General features: G+C 56.5%; 20 protein-coding genes. 6 read left to right on the top strand and 14 right to left on the bottom strand.

Annotated features, from left to right (window positions below):
• Window positions 1–9 precede the first annotated feature (9 nt).
• Both SV7mr_RS25570 and SV7mr_RS25565 read left to right on the top strand, forming a co-directional pair.
• On the top strand, window positions 10–378 hold the full coding sequence (locus SV7mr_RS25570) for a DUF7670 domain-containing protein (protein WP_419187579.1): 369 nt from the start codon (window positions 10–12) through the stop codon (window positions 376–378).
• Complete coding sequence (locus tag SV7mr_RS25565) at window positions 375–734, top strand: hypothetical protein (protein ID WP_419187578.1); 360 nt, start codon at window positions 375–377, stop codon at window positions 732–734. The genes SV7mr_RS25570 and SV7mr_RS25565 overlap by 4 nt, the downstream gene beginning before the upstream one ends.
• 167 nt (window positions 735–901) lie before the next feature.
• Here the strand turns inward: SV7mr_RS25565 and SV7mr_RS18225 are convergent, their stop codons facing one another.
• The 9 genes from SV7mr_RS18225 to SV7mr_RS18185 all read right to left on the bottom strand — a co-directional run bounded on the left by SV7mr_RS18225 (window position 902) and on the right by SV7mr_RS18185 (window position 11,560).
• Window positions 902–1,678, bottom strand: a complete 777-nt coding sequence (locus SV7mr_RS18225) for a sulfite exporter TauE/SafE family protein (RefSeq protein WP_145275420.1) — start codon at window positions 1,676–1,678, stop codon at window positions 902–904.
• A 15-nt stretch (window positions 1,679–1,693) separates the two neighbouring features.
• Entirely contained in the window at window positions 1,694–3,091 is a 1,398-nt protein-coding gene (locus SV7mr_RS18220; protein WP_145275418.1) for an MBL fold metallo-hydrolase, read from the bottom strand.
• A gap of 22 nt (window positions 3,092–3,113) precedes the next feature.
• Window positions 3,114–3,665, bottom strand: a complete 552-nt coding sequence (locus tag SV7mr_RS18215) for a rhodanese-like domain-containing protein (RefSeq protein ID WP_145275416.1) — start codon at window positions 3,663–3,665, stop codon at window positions 3,114–3,116.
• 48 nt (window positions 3,666–3,713) lie between these two features.
• The gene (locus tag SV7mr_RS18210; protein WP_419187577.1) at window positions 3,714–5,807 is read right to left on the bottom strand and encodes a glycogen debranching protein; all 2,094 of its coding nucleotides are present in this window, start codon (window positions 5,805–5,807) and stop codon (window positions 3,714–3,716) included.
• Complete coding sequence (locus SV7mr_RS18205; RefSeq protein WP_419187576.1) at window positions 5,800–6,090, bottom strand: hypothetical protein; 291 nt, start codon at window positions 6,088–6,090, stop codon at window positions 5,800–5,802. The genes SV7mr_RS18210 and SV7mr_RS18205 overlap by 8 nt, the downstream gene beginning before the upstream one ends.
• Entirely contained in the window at window positions 6,087–7,139 is a 1,053-nt protein-coding gene (locus SV7mr_RS18200; RefSeq protein ID WP_145275414.1) for a class I fructose-bisphosphate aldolase, read from the bottom strand. The genes SV7mr_RS18205 and SV7mr_RS18200 overlap by 4 nt, the downstream gene beginning before the upstream one ends.
• A 124-nt stretch (window positions 7,140–7,263) precedes the next feature.
• Complete coding sequence (locus tag SV7mr_RS18195) at window positions 7,264–9,996, bottom strand: calcium-translocating P-type ATPase, SERCA-type (protein WP_145275412.1); 2,733 nt, start codon at window positions 9,994–9,996, stop codon at window positions 7,264–7,266.
• The gene (locus SV7mr_RS18190) at window positions 9,993–11,096 is read right to left on the bottom strand and encodes a 4Fe-4S dicluster domain-containing protein (RefSeq protein WP_145275409.1); all 1,104 of its coding nucleotides are present in this window, start codon (window positions 11,094–11,096) and stop codon (window positions 9,993–9,995) included. The genes SV7mr_RS18195 and SV7mr_RS18190 overlap by 4 nt, the downstream gene beginning before the upstream one ends.
• On the bottom strand, window positions 11,093–11,560 hold the full coding sequence (locus SV7mr_RS18185) for a Crp/Fnr family transcriptional regulator (protein ID WP_419187575.1): 468 nt from the start codon (window positions 11,558–11,560) through the stop codon (window positions 11,093–11,095). Before SV7mr_RS18185 ends, SV7mr_RS18190 begins: the two co-directional genes overlap by 4 nt.
• A 206-nt stretch (window positions 11,561–11,766) precedes the next feature.
• On the opposite strand from SV7mr_RS18185, the gene SV7mr_RS18180 reads away from it, so the two are divergent.
• Complete coding sequence (locus SV7mr_RS18180) at window positions 11,767–12,201, top strand: hypothetical protein (RefSeq protein ID WP_419187574.1); 435 nt, start codon at window positions 11,767–11,769, stop codon at window positions 12,199–12,201.
• 46 nt (window positions 12,202–12,247) lie between these two features.
• Here the strand turns inward: SV7mr_RS18180 and SV7mr_RS18175 are convergent, their stop codons facing one another.
• Complete coding sequence (locus tag SV7mr_RS18175) at window positions 12,248–13,006, bottom strand: VIT1/CCC1 transporter family protein (protein ID WP_145275403.1); 759 nt, start codon at window positions 13,004–13,006, stop codon at window positions 12,248–12,250.
• Window positions 13,007–13,374: 368 nt separating this feature from the next.
• On the opposite strand from SV7mr_RS18175, the gene ppsA reads away from it, so the two are divergent.
• From ppsA to SV7mr_RS18160, 3 genes are read left to right on the top strand one after another with little or no spacing between them, the layout of a single operon-like run.
• Entirely contained in the window at window positions 13,375–15,789 is a 2,415-nt protein-coding gene (gene ppsA / locus SV7mr_RS18170) for a phosphoenolpyruvate synthase (protein WP_145275400.1), read from the top strand.
• Complete coding sequence (locus SV7mr_RS18165; RefSeq protein WP_145275397.1) at window positions 15,786–17,072, top strand: glycosyltransferase; 1,287 nt, start codon at window positions 15,786–15,788, stop codon at window positions 17,070–17,072. Before ppsA ends, SV7mr_RS18165 begins: the two co-directional genes overlap by 4 nt.
• Before the next feature lies 1 nt (window position 17,073).
• The gene (locus SV7mr_RS18160) at window positions 17,074–17,541 is read left to right on the top strand and encodes a flavodoxin family protein (RefSeq protein WP_145275394.1); all 468 of its coding nucleotides are present in this window, start codon (window positions 17,074–17,076) and stop codon (window positions 17,539–17,541) included.
• A 3-nt stretch (window positions 17,542–17,544) separates the two neighbouring features.
• Here the strand turns inward: SV7mr_RS18160 and SV7mr_RS18155 are convergent, their stop codons facing one another.
• From SV7mr_RS18155 to SV7mr_RS18140, 4 genes are all read right to left on the bottom strand, one after another.
• Window positions 17,545–18,363 carry a ZIP family metal transporter gene (locus tag SV7mr_RS18155; RefSeq protein ID WP_145278611.1) on the bottom strand — a complete coding sequence of 273 codons (819 nt, stop codon included), beginning with the start codon at window positions 18,361–18,363 and terminating at the stop codon, window positions 17,545–17,547.
• 34 nt (window positions 18,364–18,397) lie between these two features.
• Window positions 18,398–18,973: a TerB family tellurite resistance protein gene (locus SV7mr_RS18150; protein WP_145275391.1), complete on the bottom strand. Its 576-nt coding sequence runs from the start codon at window positions 18,971–18,973 to the stop codon at window positions 18,398–18,400.
• 129 nt (window positions 18,974–19,102) lie between these two features.
• Window positions 19,103–20,077 carry a universal stress protein gene (locus SV7mr_RS18145; RefSeq protein WP_145275388.1) on the bottom strand — a complete coding sequence of 325 codons (975 nt, stop codon included), beginning with the start codon at window positions 20,075–20,077 and terminating at the stop codon, window positions 19,103–19,105.
• A gap of 138 nt (window positions 20,078–20,215) precedes the next feature.
• Window positions 20,216–21,556 carry an MFS transporter gene (locus tag SV7mr_RS18140; protein WP_419187573.1) on the bottom strand — a complete coding sequence of 447 codons (1,341 nt, stop codon included), beginning with the start codon at window positions 21,554–21,556 and terminating at the stop codon, window positions 20,216–20,218.
• Between the last annotated feature and the right edge of the window lie 142 nt (window positions 21,557–21,698).

Here is a 21,698-nt window from a genome sequence, read left to right as displayed (position 1 = left end):
TCACGCACCATGACCGTAAACTTGAGCCGTCGAGCCGCGAAATTGCTCGCCCGTTGTGGGAGCGTCGTCAGCATCGCGTTGCTCGCGTTGTTCGTTGCCGGTAGTTTCGGCAACAAGAACCTGCCAAACTTAACTGAGGCCGTGGGACTTCTGCTGTTTCCTGGCGGCATCGTGGCTGGAATGGTGATTGGTTGGCGGAAAGAGTTCGTTGGTGGCTGCATCACACTTGTCAGCCTGCTGGCGTTCTATGTCTGGTGCACTTTCTTCGGCGGTGGGTTTCCAACTGGCCCCTACTTTTTCCTATTCTCTCTTCCAGGGTTGTTTTTTCTCGCTGCGGGTACCTCGTTTGGAGCTTCCACTCTCGACGGAGCGGAATGATTCTGCCTCGCCTCTGCGAAACCCTTCGCAACGAATCCGCTGACGACTTTGGCGTGGGCTTGGATCAGTTTTGCGACGTAGGGATCGTTGGATGTTTCGGTGACGTGAACTCCTTTGTCCGTGCTCTTGACGACCATCTTGATCTTGTCCGTGTGCTGAAAGAGTTCGCGGAACAAGAGGTCACGCATTCGTATTGGTTTGGACTTTTCGACGCGGACTTTCATCCAGCGAACGTGTTCCTGAATTTTCGCCGCGACCTGGGCGTCATCCGACTCCGTGGTGGTCTCCACACCGTTGGGAATTTCTTTGACGGTTCGCTTGATCTTGTCGTGATTGTTCAACAGGAAGTGAACTAGGTTTTGGTCGGCCACACGACGATTGTCATCTTGCGGCGTCGATCGTCCGCCGCGAAAGCCTCGTCCCTGACCATGCACGCTTTGCGAGATTGCAAAGGGAAAGAGCAGGAAAGCAGTGATAAGCACGAAATAGCGGTAACGCATGAGGACAGGCTCCTGATTTTGAGTTAGCTGAGAAACTTGGCACCTTCGCTGAAGATCACAAAACCGCCCAGGACGATCAGGAAGATGCCGAAGGCTTGTTTGAGTGTTTGCTGATTCAGTCGCTGGTTGGCCCAACGTCCGAGGACGCTGCCGACGATTCCGATCACGACAAATAGCACGATGGTTCGCATGTCGACGCTCAGGCTGTGGGCAGCGAGATCGGACTGATACTTGGCAAAGCCCACCGCTGATTTCGCGGCGATGATGACCAAGCTGGTGCCAATCGCCAGACGCATCGGCAGATGGCCAAGCATCACCAACGCCGGAACGATCAGGAAGCCACCACCGACGCCAACAAATCCGGTCAGCACGCCGACGCCCGTGCCCTCTAACGCGATCCATTTCACCGGGGCCGACGGTGTCTCCGTTTTGTTCGCTTCGTCCACCAGGCGTGGTTTGCGAAGCATCGAATAGGCCGCCGCGATCAGAACGAACCCGAACACGATCAGTTGCACGACTTCGCTTGACATGCCTCCCAGCCAAGCCCCCGCGTAGGTTCCCATCATGCCGGGCACTCCGAAGTAGAGGACGCTTCGCCAGTCGATCTGGTGAGCACGACCGTAAGGGATGGCCGCGACGATCGAAATCAATCCGACGATTGCCATCGACTCGGCGATCGACTCTTTCCCGCCATGACCGATCAAGTAAATCAATACTGGGACCGTGATCGCCGAGCCACCCGAACCCAGCAATCCCAAGGTCAAACCGATGATGGTGGCACCGACCAGGACGATCCACATCTCACGGGCTCCGCACTAGCTTTCAACCGGTTCAACAACGGGCAACTTCGATTGCACCCATGCCTTGTAGCCGCCGACCAGATCGCGAACGTCCTCGCGGCCAGCACGCTGAAGCAAACTGCAGGCGATCGACGACCGATATCCGCCCTGGCAATGAACCACCAACCGACCGTCCGGTGGAACTTCGTCCATGCGATCGGCCAACTGATTGAGCGGAACGTTGATGCTGCCCGCGATGTGACCGCCGCTGTATTCCTTTTCGCTGCGGACATCTAAAATGTTCGGTGCGGCATACAAAGAATCAACCGCGGGTGCGGTGATGCGATGGACTGCGGAAACCAGATCCGGACGATCCGACAATGCATCCATGCCTTCGTTCAAATAGCCGGCGACATGATCAAATCCGATCCGTCCCAACCGCATGATGGACTCGGCCACGCGTTCTGCGTCCGCAATCACGACGATTGGCGATTCCTTCGTCAGGACCGTGCCGGCCCATGTCGCGTACTTGCCATCAACTCCGACATTGATGGCTCCTTGCAAATGGGCTCCGGCAAAGTCGATTGCTTCACGGGTGTCGATCACCTGAGCGCCCCCCGACTGCAATTCAATGACCTGTTCCAGTGACAACGCCGTCATGGTTTCCGACATGCTCTTGTCCAGGCTTTCGCGTTCCTGTCGATTCAGTATCGCGTCGTGAACGAAGTAACCGGGCGCCTCGGGCTGATCCGCTTCGACCAGCTTGATGAATTCCGCTTGCGACATTGGTTGCAGTGCGTAGTTGTATTTCTTCTGCTCACCGATGGTCGAAACGGCTTCGTCGCTGAGGGCTTTGCCGCACATGCTCCCCGCACCGTGAGCTGGATAGACCAACGTGTCGTCCGGCAATTGCATCAGCTTGTTGTGCGTCGAGTCGTACAGCATCACAGCAAGCTCATCGGCGGTGACGCCAATGGATGCCAGCAAGTCCGGCCGGCCCACATCGCCGATGAACAGGGTGTCGCCGGTGAACGCTGCTTTGGGATCCGTGTCGCTTTCGTCCAGGTCAAACGCCAACACGGTGATTCCTTCCGGCGTGTGGCCTGGTGTCTCCATGATTTGCAATCGAACTCGTCCCATCTCAAGTCGGTCGCCATCGCTCATCGCACGATGCTCGAATTCCGGTTCGGCCCGGCGTCCCATTACGATCTGTGCACCGACGCGATCGCGGAGTTCGATGTGGCCGGCGATGAAGTCGGCGTGGAAGTGCGTCAGGATGACGTACTTGATCTCAAACCCTTTGTCGTTGGCGTCTTCCACGTAGTGATCAATGTCACGCTGTGGATCAATGATGGCAGCTTGTTTGGTCGATTCGTCCGCCACCATGTAGGAAGCGTGTGACAGGCACTCAAGGTAGTAGCGTTGGATGAACATGGCTTTTTACTCTTTCTGAACGTCAAACTGAACAATTTGCTGATTCTTCGTCACACCTGTTCCATGGCATCTTGGCCAGCATCATTCCCATGCCGCAGGTGTCAGTGATGCCAGCGAACATCAGTCCGGCACCGATGAAAGCGGACAATCCGATGAACCAGGGATGAACAAAGAGGCCCAGCACCGCACCGACCAGAACCAAGAAGCCCGCGAGGATACGAACCTGCCTCTCCAGCGAGACGGCTTTCTTGCCGCGAACGACGGGCAATCCGGCCGCTTCCCAAGCCGCCGTTCCACCTTCGACGTTGACGATGTCGACGTAGCCAGCAGCGGCGAATTTTTCACAGGCCATTTGCGATCGGTTTCCGCTGCGGCACATCACATACAAAGGTGTGCCCGATGAGCCATTTCGCTGTGACATCAACGCACGCGGATCGAGTGAATCGAGCGGCACGGAGCGCGCCCCTTCGGCGTGGACTTCGCGGAACTCCACTGGCATCCGGACGTCGATCAGGTCGATCGATTCGCCGGCCTCTAATTTGGCGGCGATTTCGTTGGGTGTGGTTGTTTTCATCGTGTTCTCATGCAGGACAGATTGGCGGCTTACCGCTTGGACTGTCTTTCAATGCACGTTCAGTGCCGTCGGGTCTCGAACGAGGATAACAACGCTGTGCGGGCTCGCTTCATAGAACGAATCGCGGACGGTGATGGCTTCCGTTTTTGTCGCAATGTCGCCCGTGGACGGTTGGGACGTATCCACGATGCGTTTCCACTGACCCGCGATGCCTTCCTGGATTCCGAAAGTGGCGGGAGCGTCGCCATTGTTAAGTAAGACGTAAAGATCATTGTCGCGGTGTGATCCACCGTGAAGGCAGTACGCCAAGCAAGTCGCGTCGCCGGATAGATCGACCAAGTGATCCGTTCCGTACCACGTGATGTCATCACGCCAAAATCGTGATCGTCCGATCGACGGATGCGATTTGCGAAACGCGATCATCATACATGCGAACCGCAACACTTCGTCGTTAGTTTCTGTTTGTGTCCAATCGAGCCAGCTCGTTTCGTTGTCTTGGTTGTATGGATTGCTGTTGCCACGCTGCGTGTTCATGAACTCGTCGCCCATCCGAAACATGGGCGTGCCCGCGGATAGCATCAAGATTGCGAAAAAGTTTTTGACGCGTTGGCGGCGTCGACCGGCGATATCCTCAGGAACATCTTCGACGCCATCGTGGCCCAGATTGCTGCTGTAGTCGGTCGGCCCGTCGGTGTTGTCGTGCCCGTTGGCCCAATTGTTTTTCGCCGAAAACGACACCAGATCCGCCATCGTCATGCCGTCATGCGAAGCGACGTAATTGACGCTTTGGTGCGGCCGGTACGCATAGAAACGGTCGTCGGGGAACAGGTCACAACTGCCATACATCCTCGTCATCAATTCGCCGATCAGCCCGCGGTCGCCACGAACGAAACGCTGCACGCACTCGCGAAAGCTGGAATTCCACTGCATCCAATTCATGCCGGGAAAGTTGCGACCGAGTTGATAGGCTCCCGATGCGTCCCATGGCTCGGCGATCAACCGGATTCCGGCAAGGTCATCTTCGGCACCAATTTGACCGATGATCGGCGGGTCGTCGGCGTTGATCGAGCCGTCGGTGGTTCGTGTAAAGATCGACGCCAGATCAAATCGGAATCCATCGACGTGCATCTCCTGCACCCAGTACCGCATGCTATCGATGACCAGTCGCCGGACCGTGCGATTGGCCGTGTGCAACGTGTTGCCCGTGCCGCTGAAGTTGGCGTAGGGTCGATCGTCGTCTCGCGAGACGACATAGTACGTGCTGTTGTCGATGCCCTTGAAACTGTAGACCGGGCCGGTGTGATCGCCTTCGCAGGTGTGGTTGTAAACCACATCCAACAGCACTTCGATGTCGGCATCGTGTAGTTGCCGAACCATCTCGCGAAACTCGTCGCGTTGTCGGAATCCGGTCGGGTCGCTGGCGTAGGCATGGTGCGGTGCGAACAACGCCAGCGGCATGTATCCCCAATAGTTGCGGCCGTCTGGATCGAATTGAAAGACCGGCATCAATTCGACGGCCGTGACGCCCAGTTCCTTTAAGTAGGGGATTTTGTCACAAATGCCGAGGAATGACCCTTGCCGGTCGTGCTTGACACCCGAACTGTCATGTCGCGTGAATCCGCGGACGTGCAGTTCGTAGATCACAAGATCTGAATCGTGCCGTGGGGTCACGTCGTCTTTCCAGTCGAAATGACATCCCGTGCGAGGCAGGACACCCAACACCGCTCGGCCGACGTTCGATCCAGGCGTCCGAGCGGCATCGCGTGAAAAGCCGTCGGGGAAATGAACCGCGTGTGCGTAAGGATCGAGCAGCAACTTTTCGTGATCGAAACGATGGAACTTAAAACTTTCGCCGGGAGCGGGACCGTCGATCTGATAGCCGTAGTAGGCTGCGTCCCGAAGTGTCTCGGCGTCGATGCGACAATGCCACACCGAACCGGACTTGTTGGTTAGATAGTCGAATTCAAACTGCGACAGAGGCGTGGTGACGTCGGATTCAGCGAACCAAAGCAACGTCACCCGCTCGGCGTGTTTGGAATAGATCGCGAAATTGAAAGCGTCTTCACGTTCGATGAATGTCACACCGAGAGGAAACGGAGAGCCTTCTTGCGCTGCCCAACCTCTTTTGATTGCGCTAGGCATGCGAGTGGCTGAACGTCGGCGGATCGCTGGCAGGAAAACTCTCTTGTCCCGCTTCGTCGATCAAGTCATCGTCATGACGGTGACTCGTTTGGGTCTCTCGCCATTTGTTCGCTAGCGTTGTTGCTTCTCGCACACGATCAAGCAGATGCGAAAACCGGTCGGGTGGATCTTGAAGACGGAAGGCGTCGGCCTCGCGTAGCGGACCACCCAGATGTTCGGCCACTCGGGACAAATGGTCACAAAGCTCTCGCCATTGCGAATCTATGAATGGATCTTTCATCATGCCACCTTAATGTTGGAGTCCAAGTAAACGTCCTGAATTCGATTTAGCAATTCGACGCCGTCGGCCATGGGTCTTTGAAACGCTTTGCGACCTGAGATCAGCCCCGTACCGCCGGCGCGTTTGTTGATGACCGCCGTCTTGACCGCTTCGGCAAGGTCCGACGCCCCCGACGATGCGCCCCCGGAATTGATCAGGCCGGCTCGGCCCATGTAGCAGTTGGCGACTTGATAACGACACAAATCAATCGGATGGTCGGTCGTCAGGTCTTCGTAGACCAACGGCGAAGTCTTGCCGAACTTGATCGCGTTGTAGCCACCGTTGTTGGTCGGCAACTTCTGCTTGATGATGTCGGCTTGGAGTGTCACACCGAGGTGGTTGGCTTGGCCGGTTAGATCAGCCGAAGTGTGATAGTCCTTGTCTTTCTTGAACTCACTGTTGCGAAGATAGCACCACAGCACCGTCGCCATGCCCAGTTCGTGAGCATGCTCAAACGCCTCAGCGACTTCGATGATCTGGCGACGCGATTCATCGGACCCGAAATAAATGGTTGCACCGACGGCGGTCGCCCCAAGGTCATACGCTCGATCGACGCTGGCGAACATCACCTGGTCGTAGCTGTTCGGATAGCTTAGCAATTCGTTGTGGTTGATCTTCACCAGGAACGGAATTCGATGAGCGTACTTACGTGAGACCGCTCCCAAGACGCCGATCGTCGAAGCAACCGCGTTGCACCCACCTTCCATTGCCAAACGAACGATGTTCTCGGGATCGAAATAATCAGGGTTAGGTGCAAAGGAAGCTCCCGCGGAATGCTCGATTCCCTGATCCACCGGCAGGATCGAGACATAGCCCGTGCCCGACAAGCGTCCGTGTCCGAACAGTCGAGCTAGCTGATTGATAACACGTTGGTTTCGATCGCTGTTGGCGACGACTCGCTCCAAGAAGTCAGGCCCCGGAACATGCAACCGCCCGCGGTCAATGGTTTGGCATTCGTGACCGAGGAGGGATTCGGCGGCGTCACCGAGAAGTTCTGTGATGGATTGGGGCATGATTGGGTTCCGAAAAGGAAGAGCTTGCGTTGGTCCGTTTCAATGCAACTTCCGAACCACCTCGAATCGTTGCGAGAATCGTTGACGAACGTGCGGTGATGCACGATTTGGTGCGAGCTCTGGTTCATCCGGGCTCACCGCCTTTGGGTCGTACTATCCAGCCAATCGCTTTGATGCACTCGACCAAGACAAAAACCGGCAAGGAAACCACAACAATCAAGCCCCAATCGGCAAGCGACAGCGGAACGGTGTGCAAAATGGACTGCATCGCCGGGACGTACACTGCGGCAACCTGCAACGAGATGGTCGATGCGATTGCCACCAGCACCCAAGGATTCGACCAAAACCCGATCGTCCATATCGGCGCACTCAACGATCGGAAGTTCAGCACGTTGATTTTTTCCACCACGATGATTCCCGTGAATGCGACGGTCTGAGCGATTGCGATTGACTTTGGATCCGCATCATCGAGGTAGTGATGAAACAGCCACAGCGATGCGAGGCCGACATAGGTTCCCAGCGCCGCGATCATCGCCATGCCGGACTTGGTCAGCACCGATTCATCGGGCCGCCTCGGAGGTCGGTGCATGGTGTCTTTTTCGGCGGGTTCCAAGCCCAAGGCCACAGCGGTCAGTCCATCGGTGACAAGATTCATCCACAGAATTTGCACCGGCAGAAACAGCAGGGGACCGCCGATCAGAATGTTCAGAAAGATTGCGACGACCTCGCCGGTATTAGACGACAGCAGATAACGCACGAACTTTTGAATGTTGTCGTATTGTCGGCGACCTTCCTCGACCGCGCCGATGATCGAACTGAAGTTGTCGTCGGTCAGCACGATGTCAGCGGCACCCTTGGCCACGTCAGTTCCGCGTTTGCCCATCGCGATGCCGATGTCGGCTTTCTTGAGTGCCGGCGCATCGTTCACGCCATCGCCCGTCATCCCGACGATGTGACCTTGAGCCTGCAACAGCTTGACGATTCGCAATTTGTGTTCGGGCGTGGTTCGAGCGAACACGACGTTGCCGGCTAATGCGGTCGTGAGAGCTTCATCGTCCATCGCTTCAAGCTGGCTCCCGACGATCGCTTCATCTATATCGAGTCCGATCTGCCGGGCAATGGCCGACGCCGTCACGGGCGAGTCCCCCGTGATCATGAACACGCGAATGCCGGCGGCCCCGGCCAGCTTGATCGCTTCGGGGACCTCGACTCGCGGCGGGTCCATCATGCCCACGATACCCAGCAGCGTTAGATCGCTTTCGACCCGCTCCTCGTCGCAATCATCACCCTCGCATACTTCGCGGCGGGCGATCGCCAGTGTTCGCAATCCGCGGCCGGCCATGGATTCGATCGCTGCGGTGGCGTTTTGGTGGTCCTGCGGAGTCATTGGCCGAACCGCATCCCCGTCGAAGATTTCCGTGCACCTGGGCAGCAGCACTTCGGGAGCACCTTTGGTGTGAGCCACCGATTTTCCGGCTTCGCGAGTGACGACCGTCATGCGTTTTCGATCCGACGAAAACGAAAACTCGTTCACAGGTTCGGCTTGCTCGTTCGGGTCGATCCATGCCTTGTGAGCAGCGACCACGATCGCGGATTCCGTCGGTTCGCCGATCGGTTGCCAACCGTCGGACTGCTTCTTCAAGCGAGCGTGGTTGCATTGCAATCCCGACCGCAACAGCGTCATCAAATCATTGCGTTGTCGGTAATCAAACTTTCTGCCCGAGGCTTCAAAGTGACCTGCGGGGTCGTAGCCCACGCCCGTCACGTCGACCTCGCCCGCGACCAACCAAATCCTCTGGACCGTCATTTGGTTTTGTGTCAGCGTACCCGTCTTGTCCGTACAAATGACCGTCGCCGCGCCCAATCCCTCGGCCGCTCGCAAACGTCGCAGCAACGCTTTGCGGCGAACCATTTCTCGCACGCCCAAGGCAAGCGTCAACGTCACCACGGCGGGCAAACCTTCGGGGACCACCGCGACCGCCAACGAAACCGCCGTGAAGAACATTTCCATCAGCGGCTTGCCCATCCACCATCCGGTGATCGCCACGATGATGGAAATCACGATCGCGGCGACGCCAAGTTGCTTACCCAGAACGGACAGCTTTTGCTGCAGCGGCGTCGTGTCGCGGTCGATCGTTTCGGTCAGCTCGGCGATGCGGCCGAACTCGGTATTTTGTCCGGTGGCGACGACGATTCCCAACCCACGTCCGCCCGCTGCGGCGGTCCCCGTCCAAACCATGTTGGTCCGTTCGGCCAAGTCGGTCGAGGCGTCAAGCGTTTCGATTGCTTTCCCGGATGCTTCCGATTCGCCGGTCAAGGCGGACTCATCCATTTTCAAATTCATGCACCGAATCAATCGCAAGTCCGCCGGGACACGATCGCCGGTTTCGATTTGAACGATGTCGCCTGGGACCAGCAGCTCCGCATCAAGTTCCTTTTCGTCGCCGTCTCGTATCACGCGGCAACGCGGAGCCAGCATTTGCCGTAGCGCCGCCAGTGATCGTTCTGCTTTCCATTCCTGGGCGAACCCCAGCAAACCGTTGAGCACCACGATCGCAAAGATCGCGATCGCATCGGTGGTTTCGCCCACAGCCAGGGAAACCAAACCGGCTACGACGAGGATCACGATCAATACATCGGTGAATTGACGCATCAGGACTTGATGCCAGCGAACGGACTCCGCCGTTTGCAGCGTGTTGCGGCCAAATTGTTTCAATCGCTCGCACGCTTCTGCATTTGCGAGCCCAGTCTCGGCCGATGTGCCTAGACGAGCGATGACCGAATCGGCGGACTCGGCATGCGGCGGTCTTTGCTCCAACTGTTTCAAGTTGTCTTCTTCCGAAACATCGGTGCTCATGAAGTCATCTCCCGCAACGCCGCGACTTCCTTCGTCAGATCAATCCCGACCGGGCAGCAGGTGATGCAGCGACCACAGCCGACGCATCCAGACGTGTCGAATTGGTCCTCCCATGTCGCCAGTTTGTGCGTCAGCCATTGCCGGTACCGACTTCGCGTGTCGTCACGCACAATACCGCCAGCGGTTCGGCTGAAGTCGATATTGAAACAACTATCCCACTGGCGAACTCGAGTGACCTCGGTGTTGGACAAGTTGGAAACCTCGTCAACCGTCGAACAGAAACACGTCGGGCAAACCATGGTGCAGTTCGCACACGACAGGCAACGATCCGCGACATCGTCCCAGTTGGCGTGCTCGAGGTTGGCGAGCAACAAGTCATGCACGTCGCGGGTATCGAATTGCTTGGTGATGGCTTCGCGAGCGTTCTGGATTTCTGACTTGGCCGCGTCGTGTTGTTCGGACCTCGCTGATTCGGTGGGAAGTTGTGTGAGGATCTCGTCGCCACGCGGCGAACCGGATTCAATAATGAAGCCACGGTCGATCTCGGTCATCACCAAGTCGAACCCACTTTCACATTGCGGTCCGTCGCCCATCGAAGTGCAGAAACAAGTGCTGGCCGCGGTGCCACAATTGACCGCAACGATCAACGCGGACTCTCGCCGCCGCGTGTAAGCTGCGTCAACGTATTCGTTGTCACGAAACACACGGTCCTGCACGGCGATGGCGGCAAGGTCACAAGCTCGCACACCCAACAGTGCCAATCTTGGGGCCTGTGTTGGAGGCGTTTCAAATTGCCAGCCCTGATCGGTCAGCGTCGCCGTGCCGATCTCCGATGAGGCTGGAAAGAAGAATCGCTTCCAGGAGTCGGGGCTGGAATTGAATCGAAAGACCTGGTCGCTTTTCGATTCTTCGAGTTGATAGACCGCGGGGCCCTGTTGGTCCGTCCAACCCACCGGCAGTTCGTCAACATTGCGAACACTGCGATACATAATCGCTTGTTGACGAATGGTCGGACCGATCACGTCGTACTCGTTCTCATGCAAACAATCGAGCAACGTTTGCAGCTCGTCGCGGGGCAGAAATCGGGCTTGCTGAGTCATGATTTTGACTCGCTTGAAAGCTCTGCCGGATGTTGAAACAGGTCCAACATCTGCAACCGGGTTGCCAACAACCGCTGAGCCAACTGGCCGGCGATGTGCTGCATCACCCGATAGCCGATCTCGTGATTGGCTTCGCAAAGATCGAGCAGTGACTCCGTCCCAAATCGCATCAGCCGCGTCGGGGAGATCGTTTTGGCGGTCGCGGTCATACGTCGGTCGGTCAGCAGCGAGGACCAAGCGAGGAGATCACCATCAGCCAACGTTACCAAAGGTTGCATCGTTTTTTCGCCTGATGCCATTTCCAATGAGACCTGACCTTCGACAATCCAGTAAACGAACGGATGTCGTTCTCCTTCGCGGAAGATGATTTGCCCTGTTTCGACGGTGACGCAATCCGCCAACTCGACCAGAGATGCTCGGTCGTTCTCTGACAGTTGTCTTTCAAATGGAATGCGAAGAAACATGACGGACGACAATCGCAATTGCTGGACCATCGGGTAAACATCGCATTCCGAGCATTCGGTTGCCCACGACTCCGTGCAGATGTGCACGGTGTGCCTTCGGGCACGTCTGCGCGATCTTGGTTGGTGCGACAACATCGTGGCATGGCTTTTGCCTTCCTGTATCGGTCATTGTTTCAATCCGAATCTCGATGATCAGGAGTCTTGTGATGCGAAGACTATCTATGTTGACCGCGATGCTCGCCATCTGCTGCACGGCAGCGGGTCAGGAAACGACCAAAGAGTCCAGGACGCGAGCCGTTACCGCGGATGAAGTGATTCCGAAAGAGACGATCGAAAAACCTTTGGATTTCTGGATGCAGAAGAAGCTCGACTACTCCACGGACATCTTGCGTGGGCTTTCGATGGGCGACTTCGATCTGATCGAATCCAACGCTCGTCAGATGCGATTGCTGAATAAGATCGAAGGTTTCGTTCGAGGCCGAAATGCCGAATATCGAACCCAGGTACACACGTTCGAGAGGGTGACTGGTGAAGTCGTTCGGCAAGCGAAAAAGAAGAACATCGACGGTGTGACGTTGGCGTATCATCAATTGACGGTCAGTTGCGTCCGGTGTCATCAATCGTTGCGAGAATCGAAGTAGGTTAGCACCGGTTCGACGAGCCATCGTCAGAAAAACTGTCGTCTTTCTACCCGGCGATGTTTCCCAACGCCATGCCGACCACATAGGCCAGCACGGCGGCGGCACCTCCGACGGACAAGGTTTCCAAACCAGACCAATACCACCGTTGGTCGACGAAGCGAGACTTCGCCGCACCGACCGCGAAGAATGCAATCGCCGTCATGAGGCTGCTTTGCGTGTACGGCGATATTTCCATGGTCGGCGAAAAGTACTCGGCCACAAACGGCATCAGCGGGATCAGCCCAACCGCCAGAAACGCCGTCATCGTTGCCGAGGCTGCGCGCAGCGGCGAACGACGCGTCAGACTCAGACCCATTTCTTCGGTCAACATCGTCTCGATCCAAACCTTCCGATTCGCCGTGATGGTGTCGACCACTTGTTCAAGTTGTTGCCCCTCAAACCCTTTGGCTGCAAAGATCTGCCGGATCTCTTCACGCTCGCCCTCTGGATAAGCGTCGATCTCCGCGGCCTCCCGAGCCTTTGCCTTCTCGTGCAATTGCATGTCCGTCCGCGTGCCCAGGAAATTGCTGGCCGCCATGCTGAATCCGTCGCCGATCAGATTGGCGAACCCAAGGATGATCACGATGCTGGAGGACAGATCGGCACCAGCGACGCCGGAGACCACCGCGAAAGTGGTGACAGTTCCGTCAATCGCCCCGTAGACAAAATCGGCCAGGTAGTCCGGTTTGTTCTCGACGTTCAGCCGATCCCGAATCTGGTCGATCGAATGTTCATCGGCGAGTTTCTGTCGATCTAAGTTTATCATCTTGGCTTCCTGTCAGAACAAGTTTGCTTGCGGATCGAAATGCATTCGCCATACCGTGGGCCTATCGAATCAACCGGTTGTCTCAGGCGTGCCAGTTTGCACGCTTGGATGGCTCATGATGTCACGCCACGAAGCGTTTCTTCGCCAACATCATCGCGGCACATGAACTGCGTTTCCTGGTTCGCAAACCCATCACCAAATCAGAGAGCCCAATCATGAGCGATCAACGAATCCCCCGCTCTCATTCCGAAAAGGCATTTTGGATTGTCGCCACCATCATCGCGATCGTGTTCGTTCTGTTCCTGATGCAAAGCGCCGTCGGCATCTGGTAGCCCAACCATTTCATTCAATACTCGGAGAACAAGACCATGAGCGTTGCCACACAACAAGACCTCGACCTGGTGCGTTGGTTTGACCAGATCAGCATGGACGATGTCGCTGTCGTCGGTGGCAAGAACGCTTCGCTGGGCGAGATGTACCGCGAGTTGACGCCCCGTGGTATTCGCGTGCCCAACGGTTTCGCGACGACGGCGGAGGCCTATCGCACGTTCTTGCGCGAGTCGGCGTTGGACGAAAAGATTCCCGAAGTGCTTTCAGGGTTGAATACCAGCGACGTCGGCAATCTACAGCATCATGCCATGATCATCCGTCATATGATCCTAGAATCGCCGCTGCCGGATGCGCTTTCCAAAGCCATCGTCGAAGCGTACCACCACATGTGTGATGCCGACCAACATCAATTGGCCGATGTGGCGGTGCGTAGCAGTGCGACGGCGGAGGATCTACCGGACGCCAGCTTCGCCGGGCAGCAGGAAACCTACTTGAATGTTCGAGGACAAGCCTCGCTGCTCGATGCGTGCCGCCTTTGTTACGCTTCGCTGTTTACCGATCGAGCGATTTCTTACCGAGCCGCACGCGGCTACGACCACATGCAAGTCGCGTTGTCGATCGGAATTCAACGCATGGTCCGATCGGATCTTGCCACCGCGGGCGTGATGTTTTCGATCGACACGGAAACCGGGTTTCGCAACGCGGTCATTATCAACGCCGCCTATGGTCTTGGCGAAAACGTGGTTCAGGGCAGTGTGAATCCTGATGAATACTGCGTCTTCAAACCCACGTTGCTCGACGGCCATCGTCCAATCCTGAAGAAGTCGCTGGGTTCCAAGTCGATGAAGTTGATCTACGACGATGGCGGCAGCAAGATGACCCGGAATGTGACCGTATCGACTGAGCAGGCAAACCAATACGCGCTCGATGATGACGACATTCTTCAACTCGCACGGTGGGCGTGCGAAATTGAGCAACACTACAGCGATCGCAAAGGCTCCGATTGTCCGATGGACATGGAATGGGCCAAAGACGGGAACACGGGTGAACTGTTCATCGTTCAAGCGCGCCCCGAAACAGTTCAGTCGCAGCGATCGGTCAACGCCCTGCGGCGCTACCACCTTCGACAACGCGGCACGGAGCTACTGTCGGGACGTGCCATTGGGGACAAGATCGCCAACGGTCCGGTCAGGCTGATTCGCAATGTTCAAGAACTATCGCAATTCCAAGAAGGCGAGGTGCTGGTCACAGATAAAACCGATCCCGACTGGGAACCGGTCATGAAACGGGCCGCCGGCATCATCACCAACCGCGGCGGTCGCACGTGCCACGCCGCCATCGTCAGTAGAGAACTCGGTCTGCCGGCGATCGTCGGCACGGGCAACGCAACGGAGGTTTTGAAACCGAAGCAGCCCGTCACGATTAGTTGCGCTGAAGGTGATACTGGGCACGTTTACGAAGGCGAGTGCGATTTCGAGGTTGAAACGGTCGACCTTGGATCCATCGCGCGGCCAAAAACGAAGATCATGATGAACGTCGCGTCGCCCGATGAAGCGTTTGCGTTCTCAATGATCCCCAATGACGGCGTCGGGCTGGCACGCGAGGAATTCATCATCAGCAATTACGTCAAAGTCCACCCGCAAGCGCTTTTGGACTACGCGAACCTCGACGAGACCACACGACGCGAAGTCGACGCGGCGACGAAGAACTACGACGACAAGCCGCAATTCTTCGTCGATAAACTGGCCGAGGGCATCGCCATGATTTGCGCGGCTTTTCATCCCAAAGATGTCATCGTCCGGCTGAGTGACTTCAAAACGAACGAGTACGCTAACCTGATCGGTGGCGAGTCATACGAGCCGGTGGAATCCAACCCGATGATTGGATTTCGAGGTGCCTCGCGATACTATCACCCCAGCTTTCAAGTGGCGTTCGGACTCGAGTGCCAAGCGGTGCAGAAAGTTCGCTGTGAGATGGGACTTCGGAATCTGAAGCTGATGATTCCGTTCTGCCGAACGGTCGAAGAGGGCAAACGCGTTCAAGAGGAAATGGCGAAATACGGCCTCGTTCGGGGTGAAGACGGCCTGGAGATCTACGTCATGTGCGAGATCCCCAGCAACGTCCTGGTCGCCGATCAATTCGCGGAGATCTTTGACGGATTCTCGATCGGCTCGAACGATTTGACTCAGTTGATCTTGGGCGTCGACCGCGATTCGGAGATCGTGGCCCACGTGTTTGACGAACGCAACGACGCCGTCAAACGAGCCATCGCCAGCGTGATCGCGACCGCCAAGCAGTCCGGTACGAAGATCGGTATCTGCGGCCAGGCACCGAGCGACTATCCGGACTTTGCCGAGTTCCTTGTACGCGAAGGCATCGACAGCATTTCGTTGACGCCCGATGCGGTGTTACCAACGACGCTGCATGTTTTGGAAGTGGAGAAACAGTCATGAACATTTTGATGCTGACCAACACCTTCACGCCGCACGTCGGCGGGGTTGCTCGCAGTGTCGCCGAAACAACGCGGCAAATGGAAAGACTCGGACACAAGGTGATGATCGTCTGCCCATCGTTCGAGGGAACTGAATCGACTCGAAAGGTTCTGCGAGTGCCGGCGATCGAGCAGTTTCGCGACACGAGTTTTTCGTTCCCGCTGCCGATTCCCAGTGGCGTTCATCGGGCAATCGACGAGTTTCGGCCAGACGTGGTGCACTCGCATCACCCGTTCCTGTTGGGCGACACGGCGCTGCGGGTCGGTGCGGAGCGAGACATTCCGGTCGTCTTCACGCATCACACACAGTACGACAAATACGCCCACTACCTGGGTGGCGAGAACAGCACGATGGGAAAGCGGTTTATCAACGAGTTGGACATTGGATACTGCAATCTTTGCGATGCCGTCATCGCTCCCAGCCAAAGCGTGGTCGATGACCTGGTCGCTCGGGGCGTGACACGGCACATGGAAGTCATCCCAACGGGGATCGACCCGTCTTGGTGGTCGGTCGGCTCACGAGAGTTTTTCCGACGTGAACACGGTCTATCTGAATCCGCTTTCGTCATCGGTCACGTCGGTCGCTTGGCGATTGAGAAGAACCTGCCGTTCCTCGCCGAGTCGGTCGCACGCTTCCTCGCCACTCGGCCCGACGCTTGGTTCGTGGTTGCGGGCCAGGGCCCATGCGAGGCCGACATCTTGATGGCTTGCGAACGTCACGGCGTCACGGATCGCCTTCTAACCTTTGGTGTGCTTGATCCCGTGCAGCTTCGTGATCTCTACCGATCGTTGGATGTGTTTGTCTTTGCGTCCAAGAGTGAAACACAGGGAATCGTTTTGGCCGAGGCAATGGCCGCGGGGATTCCGGTGGTTGCCTTGGATGCCTGTGGGGTACGGGAGATCGTCGAGGACAAAATCAACGGTCGAATGTTGGCGGCGGAGGACGTCAACCAATTTTCTGATGCGATCGCGTGGGTCGCGAACCTTAACGCCAACGAACAGACAATGATGCATCGCGAAGTGATGGCGACCGCTGAGCGTTATTCGCTTGAGCGAACGACGCGTTCGCTCCTGAAGCTCTATCAGTGGGTTGCCAAAGTGAACAAAGTCAATCATTCCAACGAGCATCAATCCTGGAATGCGGCAGTCAATCGAATTGAAGAGGAAACGAAAATTTGGAGCAACTTCGCTCACGCCATTGGCGAGGCCGTTGCTGGAAGTCTTCGTGGCCGAGTGATTGGATGACATGGACAAGAAAGCGATCATTCTGTGCAAGTCGGTTCACCATCAAAACACAAAGCAGATTGCCGATGCGATGGCGGCTGAGCTGCATGCGGAAGTGATTGATCCCGACGAAACACTTTGCCCGACAGCGGGTGATTACTCGCTGCTCGGCATCGGATCGGGGATCTACTACGCTCGCTTTCATCGTGCCGTGCGAGATTGGGTCCGAAGACTTCCTGCGAATGCTGGAAACGGCCACCGGATCTTCCTGTTTTCAACATCAGGTCTTCCATTCTTAACGGCTCTGTATCACGCACCTCTGCGCCGCAAACTACAGGCTAAAGGCTTTCAGGTCACAGCCGATTTCTCATGTCGTGGCCGTGACTCATTCGCATTCTTGCGATGGATGGGTGGGCTTAACCGTAAGCACCCAAATGCCAAAGATCTGGACCGAGCCAGGGCCTTTGCTCACGCTCAATTGTCGCCTTGAACATCAGCCCAGGCCAACATCGAGCCCCATCATCACGGCGAACCCGATCAACAGACTGAAGGTGGCCAAGTCGACGTTCCCTTCTCGGTGCGATTCTGGGATCAATTCTTCAACGACCACGTACACCATCGCGCCTGCTGCGAAACTAAGTGCGTAAGGCAGTATAGGTGCGACGTAGATCACCGCAGCGGCACCTAACACCGCGGCTGGGGGTTCAACAATCGCCGATAGCTGACCGTACCAAAAACTCTTCCGCCGGCTCATGCCTTCCGCCCTGAGCGGCAGTGCGACGGCAACGCCCTCGGGGAAATTTTGGATTCCGATCCCAAGTGCCAGCACCATCGCGGCGTTTACGCTGGCCGATGGAACACCCGCAATCACTCCACCGAAGGCAACGCCCACCGCCAAACCTTCCGGGATGTTGTGAAGCGTGATCGCGCTGACCAACAGGACGGTACGACTCCACGATGTCTTTGGGCCTTCGGCTTGTTCGATCGGCATCCCCAGATGCAAATGGGGCAAGGTTTTATCCATGATCCAAAGCGAACCTCCACCGATCAAGAAACCGATGGTGTGTGGAAGCCAAGCCGGCAGAGTCCCTTGCTGGGAGATCTCAATCGCCGGTCCCAACAGTGACCAACAGCTGGCTGCCAGCATCACGCCACCCGAAAATCCAAGCATCGAATCGAGCAGACGGCGATTGATGTCGCGCAAAAGAAAAACGCCGGCCGCACCGAGACAAGTCACGCTCCAGGTGAAGAGACCGGCAAGTAGAGCCTGCCCAACGGGAGTCAAATCAACAAACCAATCGCGAAGACACATCACTAGACGACCGCTCAGTGGGCATGTTCCCCGTTCACCCAGTCACCGCGAATAGATCGGCTAGCTGGTCAAGAACGACCCGTTCATTCTCGGAAACCTTCCCACGACCGAAATGCCCGCCCGATGCGTTGGCCACTTTCGTTGCAAGACGCATGATTTCTTGATGAAGCATCGTGGCGAGCGTCGGTGTGAGTGATTGGCCGACGGCGTTTGCGTACTCTTCCCAAACGTGCCAAAGCGAATCAGCCGGTCGATGATGCAACCAATCCTCAAGCATCGAGAACGCAGCGGGCTCGCTGTTGACCCCACGATGCAACGCAGCACTTAAAACCGACTGGCGTTCCGCCGCGGTGACGTTGCCGTCGGCCCATGCGACAAACACCATTGGTACCAAGGCTAAGGCCACGATCGACGATGGCGTGAACCCCGCGTCGACAAGATGCTCGACAACGGCTTGGTCATCGAAGCCAGTCGTTGATTTCAAACGTTCAATCGCGTCGTCTCGATCCATTCGAGCACGCAGCGCTGCTCCAAGTTTCTCATCAACGCGGTGGAAAAACTCATCTTCAAGTGCTTTGCCTCGTTGGTGAAGCGAGTCTTGCTCAAACATCGTACTATCCCCATTGAGTGTTTGTGTACTGTTCCGTCACGGGTTGCGGCGGTGAAGTCGACGAGACGAAAGAAACGCAACACCCGTGCCAATCGTGGATTTTCAGGTTGCATCACCTCCGCCTCTGCGTCAACTTGACATGGCACCTTCTTCTACCATGTGCGCGCCGGTGGCAATCTCCTGTTTCGCCTTGGCCCGTTCTTCCTTGTCACGAACGATCAACACACTGCAAGTAGCATGACGAAGGACATAGCGGGAGGTGCTGCCCATGAACACTCGCGTCAACAATCCACTGTCGCTGTCACCAGTCATGATCAAATCGCAATCGTGCGCCTCGGCGTAGTCGATCAACGCCTCGCCCACATGATCCGCTTCGACCAAATGGGTTTCCGTGTTCAAGTTCAGTTTTTGAAGCCGAGTTTCAAGATCCAGGATTTGTTGTTGTGATTGCTTGACGAATCTCCCCCAAGACTCAGACGCTTTCTGTCGGATGTCTTGTCGATAGAGCGTTTGCAACTGCAGAATGCGAACCAAGTGGACTTCCACGCTGGATTGCAGGTGCAAGTTCCCAAGCCAGTCGATCATCCGTTGATCTTCCGCGCTTCCTGACAATGCAATGACAATCTTCCGAAGCGAGGGTGGCGTTTCGGATTCTCGGCTGGGCCGAACCACCAACGTCGACACGTCACCATGGGTGGCCACATAGTCAGAAACACTGCCCAATAGCACACGGTCCAGCGCTGAGTGACCGACGGCACCGATAACAACAAGTTCGCTATCTGTCTGTTCGGCCAAGTTCAGCAATTCGCTCGCAGGAGGCCCAACCGGTACATGCGTTGAGACGGAATGCAGCGATTTCCCACGAGCACCGTCGCGAAGCTGGCTGGCCGTCGCTTCAACGCGAGCCAACGCCGCTTGACGTTCCTCGTCGATGAACCCACTAAGATCCATCGGCATTCCGCCCATGCCAACGTCGACCATGATCGGAGGCGCGATGATGGACGCAACGTCCAATTCAATTGGTTTGCGGAATGGAAGTGAGAGAAGATAGTCGGTTGCCGCACGGCTGTGTTGTGACTCGTCGTTGGCTAATAGAACTCGCATGGTGTACTCCGACGTGGGTTTGCAGCGTTGGTGAATGGGCAGCAACGATTGGATGCAAAGCGAGTACCGAGATGGTTTATGCGTCAAACGAGCCGCTTGGAAAACCGAATGTGCATCCGGGCACGGCGACTGGGCGGATCAGCACACGCGTTTGGGATTCTGCACTGTTTCCAGAGCTTTTCGCTCCAGCTTGACGCGAAGCAGCAGCCATCCGCCAATCAAGAACAGCGGAAGCAGACCGAAGATCGCCAGTCGTGAGCTTCCGGTGAACGCGACGATTGCCCCAAACAGAAACGGGCCGAGAAAGCTGGTAGCTTTCCCCGAAAGATGAAAGAGGCCGAAATACTTCGCATTTTCGCCTTCGGGAATCATTCGCGACATGATGGCTCGGCTGACCGCCTGCGTACCGCCAAGCACGATCGCGATCACCGCCGCTAATATCCAAAATTCCGCTTGAGTCTGAATTCGTAGTGCCACGACCAGAACGAGTGACCAAACGGCGATGCATCCCATCAACGTGGTCTTCTCGCCGAACTTTGTGGCAATCCAAGCAATCGCGAGCGCACCGGGAAAGGCAAGGAATTGAATCATCAGGATCACCGCCATCAATCCTGCTTCATCGAACGACAATTCTTGAAGTGCAAACGTGGACGCTTGACTGATGACGGTTTGCACGCCGTCATTGAAGAAGAGAAAGCTCAGAAGAAAAAAGGCCAGCGGGACGTTTGTTTTCAAATCGCGGATCGTCGAACCGACATCGCGGGCACTCTTGGTAATCAAATCAAGACTGGATGCCTCCGGCACGTCATCGGCAGGTTGCGAGAGCGACCCAGGTGACGAGTCTCGCAAAACAATGATGGCTGGTAGCGTAAATATCCCCCACCATGCCCCCATCAGCACGAGACTCGCTTGCAATCGGCTGGCAACCGTCGACAAACCGATCCTTTCACCAAACGCTAGAAATAGCATTGCGATCAGTAACGCGATCCCTCCACCAACGTATCCCAGCCCGTAACCCCAGGCGGACGCCTTGGCCACGTCATCTTCGCCAACAATCTCCGGCAGGAAGCCGTCGTAGATTCCAAGCGAGAGTTCCAACATCAGGTTGGCAGCCAGAAACAGGGCGACCACAAGCACATAATTGGTCGCGGGCACCAATCCAATCGCGATCCCGCACGCGGAACCGGTCAGTGCGGTCACGCCCAGCCATTCCCGCTTGTTTCCGCGTGCGTCCGCCATCGCACCCACCACCGGTGCCAACAGAGCTCCCACCAACATCGAAAGGGAGATGCCCCACGCCCAAATCACCGCGCCGGTCGTCCCCCACTGATCGGTTGGAAAAACCACACGCTGAATGTACGCCACCAAGACCGTGATCATCAGCGTCGTGTAAGCACTGTTTGCCCAATCGTACATTGCCCACGCCAGCACCTTCGGCTGGGCCAGAAGATGCGATGCATGCCGCGGTGAATCATTCATGCATCCATCCGAGTTCGGGTGCCGTGAAGCGATGTGTCTTGCCGACTCCATCGAGAAGGCAGCGAGCATTGAATTGCAAGGCATGTGCCACGATGAAGCACTGGACTGGGCTGGAATAGCGTTTGCATTCTCTCCTCAGGCT

The organism is Stieleria bergensis (assembly GCA_007745635.1).
Classification (GTDB): Bacteria; Planctomycetota; Planctomycetia; order Pirellulales; family Pirellulaceae; genus Stieleria; species Stieleria bergensis.
The sequence above is the reverse complement of the archived record's forward strand: the minus strand, read 5'-3'. Positions and strand labels throughout refer to the sequence as shown.